Raw genomic sequence first — 12,577 nt, forward strand, 5'->3', positions numbered from 1 at the left:
GCGGGACAAGGCACGCCGCCCGCGAGGGCGGGACAAGGCACGCCGCCCGCGAGGGCGGGACAAGGCACGCCGCCCGCTAGGGCGGGACAAGGCACGCCGCCCGCGAGGGCGGGACAAGGCACGCCGCCCGCGAGGGCGGGACAAGGCACGCCGCCCGCTAGGGCGGGACAAGGCAATAGTGCTGGGGTACCAAGCGGGAGCGACCGCAGCCCGGATGGTCCCGCTGTGGCTGGGCGAGCGTTTGGCTGTGCTCGCGGGCCCCGTGCTGGCGCGGTTGATGCCCGCCAAGGCCGACATGGTGCGCCGGCACCAGACACGGGCACAGCGTTGGATTGCTGCAGGGGCGGGTGCCGGTGGGTCTGCCGGCGCAGACGCAGACGGCGGCGAACTGGATGCCGGCGCAGACGCAGATGCCGGCGATGCCGGCGCAGACGCAATGGCGGCTGAGCGAGCCGTGCAGCAGGCCACCGCCGCGGCCTTCAGCTCTTATGCCCGCTACTGGCTGGAGTCGTTCAGGCTGCCCGCGCTGAGTGAGAGCACCCTGGACAGCGGCATCGATGTTCCGGCCTACCACCATGTCGAGGAGGCCCTCGAGCGCGGCAATGGCGTCATCTTGGCCCTGCCGCACCTGGGGGGCTGGGAGTGGGCCGGATTCTGGATGGCGACCGTGAACCGGCTGCCGATCAGCGTGGTGGTCGAGCCCTTGCATCCGCCGGAGCTCTTCGAGTGGTTCGCCAATTTCCGTGAGCGGCTGGGCATGCGCGTAGTGCCGCTCGGACCAGACGCGGGCCGCGAGGTGCTGGGTGCGCTGCGGCGCAATGAGATCGTCTGCTTGTTGTGCGATCGTGACCTCACCAGCGACGGCATCGAGGTCAGCTTCGGCGACGAGCAGACGACGTTGCCGGCAGGTCCGGCGTTGCTGGCACTGCGATCAGGTGCGGCCCTGCTGCCGACCGCCGTGTACTTCCGACCTCGAGGCAAGCACCTGGGCACGGTTCGGCCGCCGGTAGACGTCACCCGACGCGGGCGCCTCCGTGACGATGTCGCCGCGGTCACCCAGCGGCTCGCCGACGAGTTGGTGACGCTGATCGCTGCAGAACCGCGCCAGTGGCACCTCTTCGGTCCCAATTGGCCGTCAGACCGACCAGCCGTGTCAGGCGACGCAGCCGACGGCGACTAGCGGAAGCGTCAAGAGAGCGCATTGTGCGACCCGCACACCGCGCCTAGCGTCTGGGCGGCAGTGAGGATTGCTGCGCAGATCGTCAGTGAGGTGCGACCTATGAGGTTCTGCCCGTGAGAATCGGGATCATCTCGCCCTACAGCCTGACCAGCCCTGGCGGTGTCCAGATGCAGGTGCTGGGTTTGGCTCGAGCTTTGGCTGCGAGCGGCCACGAGACACGAGTGCTCGCTCCTTGCGACGGCGCACCGCCCCAGACCGGTGTCACACCTCTGGGCGCAAGCATTCCTACCTTCACGAACGGATCGGTCGCCCCGATTGCGCCCGACTTCGCCTGCACGCTGCGCACGGTTCGGGCGCTGCGTGACGAGCAGTTCGATGTCCTGCACCTGCATGAGCCGCTGTGTCCCGGGCCGACGCAGACAGCTCTGTTCCTAGGCTCGACGCCCACCGTCGGCACGTGGCATGCAGCGGGGGGCAGCCTTGCGTACTTGGTGCCGGGAACACGGTGGCTGGCGACGAGGATCGACATTCGGGCCGCTGTCTCGACCGATGCCGCCGAGATGGCCCGTGATGGCGTGGGCGGCGACTACGAGTTGGTCTTCAACGGTGTCGAGCTGGATCGCTTCGACGAAGTCGCTCCCATGCGCAGCCCCGCACCCACGATCGCGTACATCGGTCGCCACGAGCCGCGCAAGGGCCTCACGGTGCTCCTCGAAGCCATGTCGCGGCTGCCTGAGGGAGTTCGTCTGTGGGTGATGTCGCGCGGCCCGCAGACCGAGGAGCTGCAGCGCAGATACCAGCGCGACACGCGCATCGAGTGGCTCGGACGGGTCAGCGAGACCGAGAAGCTGGCTCGCATCAAGGGCGCCGACGTGTTCTGCGTGCCGTCATTGCGTGGCGAGAGTTTCGGCGTGGTGCTCATCGAAGCCATGGCTGCACGAACGCCGGTGGTAGCGAGCGATCTGCCCGGATACCGCAACGTCGTTCGCATTGGGGACGAAGCCGAGCTTGTCGCCCCCGGCGATCCGGCAGCGTTGGCAGCAGCGCTCCTGCGATTGCTGAGGCGCCCCGACCGCGCCGCGGACTTCGTGGCGGCTGGCCGCCAGCGCGCCGAGCAGTTGTCGATGGCTCGGCTGGCCGAGATCTACCTCGATATGTACGGACGTGCCATCGCGCGACGCCGTGCCAGCTGAGGTCTGCCCGTCAAGCTGTGCCACCTGTGCTGTGCCAATAGTGATTGGGGCCGCTTGAATGCAGCAGGTGGACCCGCTGTTCGCCATCTACCGCAGTCGAGCCGACAAGCTGCTGGCGGAATTCTGGGCCGTGCATCTCGTTGCAGGGGCGATCGTGGGCGTGCTGGTGGCGCTGTTCACGCCTCTGGGCTGGTGGGTGATGCCGATCGCGCTCGCAGCGGCCTGCGGGCTCGCCGCTACCTGGCTGGCTGTCGGAGAGCGACGCTTGCGAAATGCGCTGTTCGGAGCCAGTTCGAAGGTGTGTGAATTCGAAGACGAGCCTCGCCTGGCGAATGTCGTTGACGGCGTCTGCCTGCTGGTGGGGGTTCAAGTGCCGGCACTCCTCGTCGCTCCCAGCAGCGGGGCGAACGCCGCTGCGTTTGGCCGGCAATCCGACCGGTCCACGGTTGTCGTCACACAGGGCTTGCTCGACTCGCTGAACCGCATCGAGCTGGAGGCCGTCGTTGCGCGGCTGCTGACACAGATTCGTGACGGGCGTAGTGCCTACCTGACCACAGCGGTGACGACGGTGGGGCTGCCCGCGCTGCTGTGGACCTCCCTGTGGCTGTTCGTCCAGGCCCGCTTGGAGCGCGAGGCCAGCACCGGCAGCGACTTCGACGACGACGCCGAAGCCGTGAGACTGACCCGCTACCCACCAGGTCTCGCCGACGCGCTCGAAACGATGTCGGGAGCGGCTGTGCGTACCGATGCACCGAGAGTGACGTGGCCGCTGTGGCTGGCCGATCCGAGAGCTGCCGAGACCCAGCTCCCGGACGACTTGCCCGACTACCGCGCAGACCTCGAGACGCGAGTTGCCGTCCTGCGTGAATTCTGAGGACAGCGTGAATTCGCTGGAGCAGTTCAGGGGTGGGAACACCCGAAGACGTAGCAGTCGTATCGGTCACGTGGTTGCGAGGTTCTCGGCGAGGATGCCCTTCGTCTGAGCGGTTGTGACAACGGCCGGTAGCGCTGCCGGCGCGGACTCGTGGATCTCCGCTGGTATCTAGGACTCCTGCGGAGATCCGTCGTTCGAACAGGTCTGGTTCTCGTGTTGTTCGAGTTCGTAGCGCCATTGATGAACCCAGTCGCGCAGACGTCGGTGATCCTCGGGGTCCATAGCGAACTCGCCAGCATGACGATGATCGAAGACGCCAAGGGCGTCAGCGAGGGATGCGATGTCGAAGCCGGGATCCTTCTCGGCTGCGAGGCGGTACATCTCGTCAGTGCTGAAACGCTGGGCGAGCGCGTGCACATCGCGGAAGTCCCTGGGGGCGGCTCGGCCCCACAAGGCGAGGAGCTTGTCAGCAGCGAGTTCGTCGGCGGACAGGACCCGGCCGGCTTCTCCGTCCACGGTTGGGAAGCGCCGGTAGTCGTGAGACAGGTCGATCGTGATCGTGTTCGTGTCGTCAGAAACTCGCAGGCGTGCAAAGCCCGGTCCGGTCTGGATGCGGTCGACGCGCAGCCCATCGGCCGCCAACGCGGCCTCGACCGCCGGAATGAACCGCTCGGCTTGTGAGGCCGAGGCTGCGAAGAAGTCAAGATCCGACGTGGCGCGATCCACGATCCCCAGCACGATGAGAGCGCCGCCGCCAGCGAGCGCGACCGATTCGCTGTCCGGCAGTGGACCTACGACGTGCCAGACGCGGCGCTGCAGGTCAGTAAGCACTACTCAGGCAGCAGGCCGCGGCCTCGCAGCCACGCCGTCCAGCGTTCACGCACGTGCGGCGACAGCCAGAGGTCTTCCCAGACGTCGAGGAGCTGGTTGAGGTCGATGTAATGAAGCACGTCGTCCTCGGTGCCTTCGGTCATGACGAGCTCATACACAGATCGCATCTGGTCGGCATTCGACATGTCGTAGTCGCCCTGACCGCTCCAAGCGATATGAAGAGGCAGCGTCACCCGGCCAGTCACGGGCGCGACTGAGACCTCCCCGAGATCGTCGGGGATCTCGACAGGTCGCGAGAACCGGGTCGTGGCCACGACACCAAGTTTAGGGAGCGAGTGTGTGACGGTCGCCCCGGGCCTCGATCCGGTTGGCACCAGCGTCGCTGTTCCGCCTGTGGCACCGTGCTCGACCCCACAGCGTTCGGGCCCGACAATCCCGTCTGCGCTTCGGAAACCGGTCCCTACACTGAGCCCATGAATTCAGGCCCCACGAGCACAGGCCAAACTGGCGCCTCGATGCCCACCGACGCGCAGCAAGCAGAGTCCCATCTGACGGGGACGGTGCGGGTCAAGCGCGGTCTTGCCGACATGCTCCGGGGCGGCGTCATCATGGACGTCGTCACGCCCGAGCAGGCGAAGATTGCCGAAGATGGCGGGGCAGTCGCCGTCATGGCGCTCGAACGGGTGCCGGCCGACATCCGCCGAGACGGCGGTGTGGCTCGCATGAGCGATCCGGCGATGATCGAAGGCATCCAGGCGGCGGTCACGATCCCGGTCATGGCCAAGGCCCGCATCGGTCACTTCGGCGAGGCCCAGATCCTCGAAGCGCTGGGCGTCGACTACATCGACGAATCCGAAGTGCTCACACCCGCCGATGAGGCCCACCACATCGACAAGTGGGCGTTCACCGTGCCGTTCGTGTGCGGTGCGACGAACTTGGGCGAGGCGCTGCGGCGCATCTCCGAAGGTGCCTGCCTGATTCGGTCCAAGGGCGAGGCCGGCACCGGCAACATCGTCGAAGCCGTCCGCCATCTGCGCTCCATCACCGGCGACATCCGCAAGATCACCCAGGCCGACTCCGCCGAGCTGTTCGATTGGGCGAAGCAGCTGCAGTCGCCACTGGGTTTGGTGCAGGAAATTGCCGAGACCGGCCGTTTGCCGGTGCCCCTGTTCTGTGCTGGCGGCATCGCCACGCCGGCTGACGCTTCGCTGGTGATGCAACTCGGTGCGGAAGCGGTCTTCGTCGGGTCGGGCATCTTCAAGAGCGAAGACCCGGGACCACGCGCCGAGGCGATCGTGGAAGCCACGACGCACTACCGCGATCCATCGGTGGTGGCCAAAGTCAGCCGGGGTCTCGGCAGCGCCATGCCTGGTCTCGAGATGGAAGGCCTCGAAACCAAGCTCGCCGAACGCGGCTGGTAAGCGCTGAGCTGCCCCGCATCCCCGGGCACGAGCGACAGCCTGCCGCTGATCGGCGTCGTCGCGCTGCAGGGAGCGGCAGCCGAGCACGTCGCCGCGTTCCGGCGAGTCGGGGCGAGGGCTGTCGAAGTACGTACGCCCGCCGACCTCGACGGCGTCGATGCTGTTGCCCTTCCTGGTGGCGAGTCGACCACGATGTCGCACCTGCTCGGCACGAGCGGGCTGTTCAACGCGCTGTCGCAGCGCCTCGCCAATGGCATGCCGGCGTTCGGCACCTGCGCGGGCATGATCCTGCTCGCTGCCGAAGTGCTGGACGGCCGAGGGGATCAGCGATGTTTCGGCGCAATCGACATTTCGGTGCGGCGCAATGCCTTCGGCCGTCAGGTCGCCAGTTTCGAGGCAGATCTGGCCACCGAGGGCCTCGACGAGCCATTCCACGCGGTGTTCATACGAGCTCCATGGGTGGAGCGCACCGGCGACGGCGTGGAAGTGCTGGCGGAGATCCGGCCCGCGGTGAACTCGTCGGGAATCGGCAACCCTGCATTGGTCCCGGTGCTGTGCCGGTCGGGTTCGATACTGGTGTCGAGCTTCCATCCGGAGCTGACCGCCGACGACCGCATTCACCGGATCTTCTTGGACATGGTCGGCGCATCGACAGACCACTGAGGGACGCGTCCGGCAGACTGTCCTCACGAGTGCACCTTCTTTGGCGCATGTCGTTTGGCACGCTTTGTGGGGGAGGGTCCGTGTCCGGTCATTCCAAGTGGGCGACGATCAAGCACCGCAAGGGCGCTGCCGACAAGGCACGCGGGAAGCTGTTCGCCAAGCTGATCCGTCAGGTCGAGGTAGCGGCACGAGCGGGCGGGGGCGACCTGGATTCCAACGCCACGCTGCGGACGATGTACCAGAAGGCCCGCGACAACTCGGTGCCATCGGACACCATCGAGCGGGCGATAAAGCGCGGCACCGGCGAGCTGGATGGCGTGTCCTACGAGCAGGTCACCTACGAGGGCTACGCACCCGGCGGCGTTGCGATGTTTGTGGATGTGCTCACCGACAATCGCAACCGAACCGGCTCGGAGATCCGGAGCCTGTTCACACGGGCAGGCGGCTCGCTCGCCGAGCCAGGTGCGGTGGCATGGCAGTTTGAGCGCAAAGGCGTGGTGGTAGTGCCTGTGGTGGCATCCGAGGCTGATGCGGCCGAGCCAGACGAAGACGAACTGATGCTGGTGGCGCTGGAGGCGGGCGCGGAGGACATCGAGCGCGAGGGCGACTCCTGGCGAGTCATCACCGAGCCGGCCGACACGATGACGGTGCGCGACGCGATCGAGGCGGCGGGCATAGCGGTGAAGGCGGCGGATATGACTTACGCGCCGCAGAACCTCATCGAGCTGACCGATGCGTCGTCCGCCAAGCAAGTGATGGCGGTCCTCGATGCCCTCGACGACCACGACGATGTACAGGGCGTGTACGCCAACTTCGACATCAGCGAATCACTGCTGGAGACGATCGCCGACTGAGGCGAGCAATTGGGCGAAACAGCGTCGATCGCGCAGAGCTCGAAGGCTCGCGCATACCCAGTCGGAACGGTGCCAAGGGCTACGGTTCGTACTGATGTTCGTACTGGGGATCGACCCTGGATTGTCGCGCTGCGGTTACGGCGTGGTGGAGCAGATTCCCGGCTCCGGTTCGCAGCGCACTCGCAACGAGGCGGTGGCTTTGGGCGTGATACGCACCGATCCCGCCGAGCCGCAAGCGGTACGCCTGGCGACGCAGATGCGCGAGCTGCAGGCGCTCATCGAGGAGTTCGGGCCCTCGGTGGTCGCCGTGGAGCGAGTGTTCTTCCAGGTCAACGTCCGCACAGCCATCGGTGTCGCGCAGGTGGCCGGGCTGGCCATGGCGATTGCGTCGGCAGCGGGGGCAGAGGTGGTCGAATACACGCCGACGCAGATCAAGCAAGCCGTTGCCGGCTGGGGCGGGGCCGACAAGGACCAGATGCAGCGCATGGTCAGCGAACTGCTCGCACTGCCCGGAACCCCCGAGCCGGCAGATGCTGCCGATGCGGCTGCGGTCGCACTGTGCCACCTGTCCCAGGCGCCATGGAACCGCGCGGCGACACACAGCCGAGCGCGGATGCTGCTTCCCGCCGCCGGGGTGGTGCCCCCGCCGGCTGTGCCGTGACACCGGCCGAGAATCCGCCGCAATGAACGGCTCGCGATGATCGGTCCCCAATGATCGGATCAGTGCGCGGTCGCCTGCTCGACAAGGATCCTGCCGGCGAGCTGTTGATCGAAGCTGGCGGGGTGGGTTACCGCGTCACCGTTGCGCCCTCGACGCTGGCCGGAGCCGGCCCGGTAGGAGATGAGTGCTTTGTATATGTGCATCATCACGTGCGCGAGGACAGTTCCGACCTCTACGGATTTACCGAACTCGATGAGCGGCGCTGCTTCGAGGCCCTGCTGGGCGCGCATGGCGTGGGTCCCGCGCTGGCGTTGGCGGTGCTGAGTCACCTGCCGCCCGACGAGCTGCGGCGAGCCGTGGCAGCCGACGATGCTGCTGTGCTCGAACTCGTGCCCGGCATCGGCGCCAAGACATCCAAGCGCATGGTGCTTGACCTGAAGTCGCGACTGGGTGCACCTGAGACCGTCGGCGCTGCGATTGGACCGTCCGGCGACGGCGCTGGCTCTGCGGTGGCGGAAGTGCGGGCTGCGCTGGGCCAGATGGGATTCAGTCCGTCAGAAGTACGTGAGGCCATGGCGGCTGTCGCTATTGCAGCGGGGCGTGACGCAACGTCCGACACCGGGGCGCTGTTGCGCGTGGCATTGCAGGAGCTCGGTCCGCGATGAGTGCCGGAGGGGCTCGTACCGAGGGCTACCGGCGCGCGGAGTCAACGGCGCCCTCAGGGTCAAGCCGCAGCGATGCCACCGATCCGACGCGCTCGGCGGCAGACGAGGGCGACGCCGAGGCCACGCTGCGGCCCCGCTCGCTGGATGAATTTGTCGGCCAACCCGAAGTGCGAGAACACGTCGCCATCACGCTGCGAGCCGCGGTGGCCCGCGGCCAATCGCCCGACCACCTGCTGTTCGCCGGCCCGCCAGGCCTGGGCAAGACGACGCTCGCAGGCATCATCGCCGTCGAATTGGACGCGGTGCTGCATCTCACGTCGGGGCCTGCCGTGGAACGTGCAGGCGATCTGGCAGCGATCCTCACCAACCTGGCCGACGGCGATGTGCTGTTCATCGACGAGATCCATCGCCTGCCCAAGATCGTCGAGGAAGTGCTCTACCCCGCCATGGAGGACTTCGCTATCGACATCGTGCTGGGCAAGGGTCCAGCTGCGCGTTCGATCCGCTTCGACTTGCCTCGTTTCACGTTGGTGGGTGCCACGACCCGTACCGGGCTGATCTCGGGGCCGCTGCGTGACCGTTTCGGTTTGGTGGAACGCCTCGACTACTACTCCACCGGCGACCTCACCGCGATCGTGACCCGAGCATCCGGAATCCTCGGCGTGCAGATTGATGCCGATGGCGCTGCGGAGATCGCCTCCCGCAGCCGGGGCACGCCGCGCATTGCCAACCGGCTGCTGCGCCGCGTCCGCGACTTCGCAGAAGTGCGCGCCGATGGTGCCGTCGACGTGTCGGTGGCCCGTGAGGGACTGGCTGTGTTCGGGGTCGACGAACTCGGGCTCGACAAGCTGGACCGGGCAATTCTCGACGCCCTGGCTGTGACTCATTCCGGGAGGCCGCTGGGCCTGTCCACGCTGGCGATCACCGTTGGAGAGCAGACCGAGACGGTGGAAGACGTGTACGAACCGTTCTTGATCCAACGCGGGCTGCTGCAGCGCACGCCGCGTGGCCGCATCGCTACCGCAGCGGCGTACGCGCACCTGGGCATTGAGATTCCTGCGGAGGCAGGTCTGCTCAGTGGCGCCCGCGGCGATGATGCAGGACACACGCTGTTCGATGCCACCGAAACCGGACCGGAGCCCGATGTGACGGCAGCGCCGCCTGCGGACCGGTCCGAGCGCACCGTCGAAGAGCAAGGGCCCCGGTCGGCGCCGAGGGTGCAGGTCGACGAAGCGCCGTGGTGAGGTCACTGGCCCGGCCGTCGCTCCCAATTGCTGTCGCGTGCTGCGGTTGAAGGCGTCGGCGAAGCCGTGAGCGATTGCTGCGGGCAGCCATAGCCTCGACCTGCGATGGACGCGCCGCGGCTACCGATGGGCGAATTCGAGTACGACCTGCCATCGTCAGCCATTGCGCAGGTGCCCGCCGAACCTCGTGACTCTGCCAGGCTGCTGGTGGACCGGGGGCCGTGCATACCGCCTGAGCACCGGCACATCAGCGACCTTCCCTCCCTGCTGGGTTCTGGGGACGTGCTGGTGGTCAATGAGACGCGGGTGATGCCCGCCCGCCTTCCGCTGCGCAAGCGCACGGGCGGGGTCGCGGAGGTGCTGCTGCTTGAACCGCTCAACTCCGAGCCGCAGGCGGCCGGGGACAACGCACGGGGTGACGCGCAAGAGGACCGGCACGGGGCCTGGGCTGCGCTTGTACGGCCCTCGCGCCGGATTGCCGACGGCGCCGTGCTGGTCTCGGAACGGGACCCGAACGTCCAGGTCATCGTGCGTCAGCGATTGGATCGACAGCGCCGCGCTGTGGACGTCCTCGTCGATGGGGTACCTCTCGTCGAGGTATCGCAGGCCCCGCTGCTCGAACACGCCGGGGAGGCGCCGCTGCCGCCCTACATCGACCCGAATACGGCGCGCAACGCCATTGCGCAACGCATCGGTGTCGACGCTTTCGACAGTCACGCTGCCCGGAAGGCGCTCGCAGACCGCTACCAGACCGTCTATGCACGAACGGACGGCTCTGCCGCAGCGCCGACCGCAGGTCTGCACCTGACAGAGCATGTTCTGCATGCGCTGCGTTCAAATGGCGTCGAGATCGCAACTGTGGACCTGACGGTCGGCCTGGCAACATTCGCGCCGGTGACCGCGGAACATGCCGACGAGCACGAGATGCACGTCGAGCACTACCGGGTGCCCGCAGAAACGCTCGCGGCCTGCGACACAGCCGAGCGTGTCGTCGCCGTGGGCACCACCACCGTGCGGGCGCTGGAGTCTGCCGCCTTGGCGAGGCAGCCCGCAGCCGAGACGGGCACGCGTGACATCTGCGGTTGGACCGAGCTGTTCCTGCGGCGGGGCGCCGAGTTCTTGGTGGTGGACGGGTTGCTCACCAACTTCCACCTGCCCCGGTCGTCGCTGCTCCTGCTGATCGACGCAATCATCGGGCCGCACTGGCGGGACCTGTACGAGACGGCGCTGGCGGATGGCTACCGCTTCCTGTCCTTCGGCGACGCAATGCTGCTCCGGCGCGGCAGTGGGCAATGAGCGCCCCGGAACGCGTGCCTCGGGCGGGGACGGCCAGCAGGGCCGCATATGACTTGCTGGCATCGGACGGCCCGGCCCGGCGAGGACAGGTCACGACCGCCCGCGGCACATTTCAGACGCCGGTCTTCATGCCGGTGGGGACCCGCGGCGCCGTCATCCATCTCGATTCCTCCGACTACGAGCACTTGGGTCTGGAGGTGGTGCTGGCGAACACCTACCACCTGTCGGCACGGCCGGGTGTGGATGTCGTTGAGGCGCTCGGTGGCCTGCATGGCTTCGTCGGCTGGGACGGCCACTTCCTCACCGACTCCGGCGGCTTTCAGATCATGTCGCTCGGCCGCCGTTCCGGCGGCGCAGATCAACCCGGCCGCCGTCAGGGATCTTCAGACGCCTCCGATGGCGACGATCCCCCCGATCCCTCCCAGAATGTGAAGTCCAAGGTGGACGACGAGGGCGTGACGTTCCGCTCGACCTATGACGGCACGCAGATGCGGCTGACACCCGAAGACGCCGTCGACGCGCAGCGCCGTTTGGGGTCGGACATCCAGATGGCGCTCGACATCTGTCCAGAGTTGCCAGCACCGCCCACCGAAGTGCGCGTCGCGACGCAGCGCACGCACCTCTGGGCGGCCCGGGCGGCAGCGGCCATGGAGACTGTGCGCCGGGACGGGACCGCCGGCGGGCAGGCATTGTTCGGCATCTGCCAGGGCGGGATCGATCCCGAGCTGCGCCGCCACAGCGCCGAGACGCTGGCATCGATCGGCTTCGACGGCTACGGCATCGGCGGGCTGTCGGTGGGGGAGTCCCGCGGCGAGATGGCCCCGGCCCTCGCAGCAGCGGCCGAAGTGCTGCCCGCAGACCGGCCGCGCTACCTGATGGGCGTCGGCGACCCGACCCGGATCGTCGACGCCATCGCAGCAGGCGTGGACATGTTCGACTGCGTGCTTCCCAGCCGCCTCGGCCGTCACGGCACGGCGCTTACACCGCACGGCCGCATCAACATCCGCAATGCCCGTTTCGCCCGCGATGAAACGCCACTCGATCCCCGTCCGACCAGACCCGACGGCCGCCCGCGGCCCGGGGCTCGCTTCAGTCGCGGCTACCTCCGGCACCTCATGAGCGTGAACGAACCCACTGCAGGTCGCATCTTGACCTTGCACAACATTGCGTTCCTGGCCGAGTTGGTCTCCGACTCCCGCGCTGCCATTGAGGCGGGACGGTTCAACGCTTTCCGCCAGCAGGTCAACGAAGTCTGGGGCTGAGTCACTGCGAGCCGCAGTGGCCCGGTACGCTGACCCGCCAAAATACGCCACACTGAGGAGCACATCATGAGCTCGATCATCCTGCTCGTCGCATTGTTTGCCCTCATGTATTTCTTGATGATCCGGCCGCAGCGCAAGCGCGCCGCGGAGCGCGCCGCAATGCTGGGCCGTGCCGACATTGGTGACGTGATCGCCACGGTCGGCGGGGTCATCGGCAAGATCGTGGCGGTCGAAGAGCCCGGTGAGGTCGTCTGCATCGAGGTGGACAGCGACGTGGAGCTGCGAGTGCAGCGCCGCGCCATCGGCGAGATCATCACGCATGCTCGCAGCGAGGGCACGGCCGAGCCGCCCACATCGGACGACTTAGACGCGCCGGAATGAGCCTGACCCGAGCGCACTGCGCTGCTAGGTGCCGCGATGCCCGCAGCGGTAC

12 protein-coding genes and 2 pseudogenes are annotated in these 12,577 nt (G+C 67.4%); 12 read left to right on the plus strand and 2 right to left on the minus strand.

Annotated elements, in window-relative coordinates; genetic code table 11:
• The first annotated feature begins 178 nt into the window (after positions 1–178).
• The 3 genes from ACOCMM_RS06765 to ACOCMM_RS06775 all read left to right on the plus strand — a co-directional run bounded on the left by ACOCMM_RS06765 (position 179) and on the right by ACOCMM_RS06775 (position 3,247).
• Positions 179–1,180 carry a phosphatidylinositol mannoside acyltransferase gene (locus ACOCMM_RS06765; RefSeq protein WP_419552420.1) on the plus strand — a complete coding sequence of 334 codons (1,002 nt, stop codon included), beginning with the start codon at positions 179–181 and terminating at the stop codon, positions 1,178–1,180.
• Positions 1,181–1,293: 113 nt separating this feature from the next.
• Positions 1,294–2,373, plus strand: coding sequence for a glycosyltransferase family 4 protein (locus ACOCMM_RS06770; RefSeq protein WP_419552421.1), 1,080 nt, complete (start codon positions 1,294–1,296; stop codon positions 2,371–2,373).
• Positions 2,374–2,431: 58 nt separating this feature from the next.
• Positions 2,432–3,247: a hypothetical protein gene (locus tag ACOCMM_RS06775; protein ID WP_419552422.1), complete on the plus strand. Its 816-nt coding sequence runs from the start codon at positions 2,432–2,434 to the stop codon at positions 3,245–3,247.
• Positions 3,248–3,415: 168 nt separating this feature from the next.
• On the opposite strand, the gene ACOCMM_RS06780 is transcribed toward ACOCMM_RS06775, so the two are convergent.
• Together ACOCMM_RS06780 and ACOCMM_RS06785 are read right to left on the minus strand one after the other, a co-directional pair.
• Complete coding sequence (locus ACOCMM_RS06780) at positions 3,416–4,078, minus strand: nucleotidyl transferase AbiEii/AbiGii toxin family protein (RefSeq protein WP_419552423.1); 663 nt, start codon at positions 4,076–4,078, stop codon at positions 3,416–3,418.
• Positions 4,078–4,392, minus strand: a complete 315-nt coding sequence (locus tag ACOCMM_RS06785) for a hypothetical protein (RefSeq protein WP_419552424.1) — start codon at positions 4,390–4,392, stop codon at positions 4,078–4,080. The genes ACOCMM_RS06780 and ACOCMM_RS06785 overlap by 1 nt, the downstream gene beginning before the upstream one ends.
• A 201-nt stretch (positions 4,393–4,593) precedes the next feature.
• Between ACOCMM_RS06785 and pdxS the strand changes: the two genes are divergently transcribed.
• The 9 genes and pseudogenes from pdxS to yajC all read left to right on the plus strand — a co-directional run bounded on the left by pdxS (position 4,594) and on the right by yajC (position 12,525).
• On the plus strand, positions 4,594–5,499 hold the full coding sequence (pdxS, locus tag ACOCMM_RS06790) for a pyridoxal 5'-phosphate synthase lyase subunit PdxS (RefSeq protein ID WP_419554833.1): 906 nt from the start codon (positions 4,594–4,596) through the stop codon (positions 5,497–5,499).
• A gap of 39 nt (positions 5,500–5,538) precedes the next feature.
• Positions 5,539–6,162, plus strand: a complete 624-nt coding sequence (pdxT, locus tag ACOCMM_RS06795; protein ID WP_419554834.1) for a pyridoxal 5'-phosphate synthase glutaminase subunit PdxT — start codon at positions 5,539–5,541, stop codon at positions 6,160–6,162.
• Positions 6,163–6,242: 80 nt separating this feature from the next.
• Positions 6,243–7,016: a YebC/PmpR family DNA-binding transcriptional regulator gene (locus ACOCMM_RS06800; protein ID WP_419552425.1), complete on the plus strand. Its 774-nt coding sequence runs from the start codon at positions 6,243–6,245 to the stop codon at positions 7,014–7,016.
• A gap of 94 nt (positions 7,017–7,110) precedes the next feature.
• A pseudogene (gene ruvC, locus ACOCMM_RS06805) lies at positions 7,111–7,703 on the plus strand (crossover junction endodeoxyribonuclease RuvC).
• Positions 7,704–7,727: 24 nt separating this feature from the next.
• On the plus strand, positions 7,728–8,342 hold the full coding sequence (gene ruvA, locus ACOCMM_RS06810; protein WP_419552426.1) for a Holliday junction branch migration protein RuvA: 615 nt from the start codon (positions 7,728–7,730) through the stop codon (positions 8,340–8,342).
• Positions 8,339–9,415 (plus strand): annotated as a pseudogene (gene ruvB, locus ACOCMM_RS06815) (Holliday junction branch migration DNA helicase RuvB); the annotation flags it as partial. The gene ruvA and the pseudogene ruvB, both read left to right, overlap by 4 nt.
• Before the next feature lie 276 nt (positions 9,416–9,691).
• Positions 9,692–10,882, plus strand: coding sequence for a tRNA preQ1(34) S-adenosylmethionine ribosyltransferase-isomerase QueA (gene queA / locus ACOCMM_RS06820; protein WP_419552427.1), 1,191 nt, complete (start codon positions 9,692–9,694; stop codon positions 10,880–10,882).
• Positions 10,879–12,144 (plus strand): tRNA guanosine(34) transglycosylase Tgt, encoded by a 1,266-nt coding sequence (gene tgt / locus ACOCMM_RS06825; protein WP_419552428.1) that lies wholly within the window; start codon positions 10,879–10,881, stop codon positions 12,142–12,144. The genes queA and tgt overlap by 4 nt, the downstream gene beginning before the upstream one ends.
• A gap of 66 nt (positions 12,145–12,210) precedes the next feature.
• Positions 12,211–12,525: a preprotein translocase subunit YajC gene (gene yajC, locus ACOCMM_RS06830; RefSeq protein ID WP_419552429.1), complete on the plus strand. Its 315-nt coding sequence runs from the start codon at positions 12,211–12,213 to the stop codon at positions 12,523–12,525.
• The last annotated feature ends 52 nt before the right edge of the window (positions 12,526–12,577 follow it).

Origin of the sequence: Candidatus Poriferisodalis sp., assembly GCF_965198245.1 — a bacterium.
Classification (GTDB): domain Bacteria; phylum Actinomycetota; class Acidimicrobiia; order Acidimicrobiales; family Poriferisodalaceae; genus Poriferisodalis.

Bases quoted from the DNA above. Each gene is read 5' to 3' on its own strand.
- ACOCMM_RS06775 (WP_419552422.1), top strand. From the start codon at position 2,432: ATGCAGCAGGTGGACCCGCTGTTCGCCATCTACCGCAGTCGAGCCGAC.
- pdxS (WP_419554833.1), top strand. From the start codon at position 4,594: ATGCCCACCGACGCGCAGCAAGCAGAGTCCCATCTGACGGGGACGGTG.
- ruvA (WP_419552426.1), top strand. From the start codon at position 7,728: ATGATCGGATCAGTGCGCGGTCGCCTGCTCGACAAGGATCCTGCCGGC.
- queA (WP_419552427.1), top strand. From the start codon at position 9,692: ATGGACGCGCCGCGGCTACCGATGGGCGAATTCGAGTACGACCTGCCA.
- tgt (WP_419552428.1), top strand. From the start codon at position 10,879: ATGAGCGCCCCGGAACGCGTGCCTCGGGCGGGGACGGCCAGCAGGGCC.
- yajC (WP_419552429.1), top strand. From the start codon at position 12,211: ATGAGCTCGATCATCCTGCTCGTCGCATTGTTTGCCCTCATGTATTTC.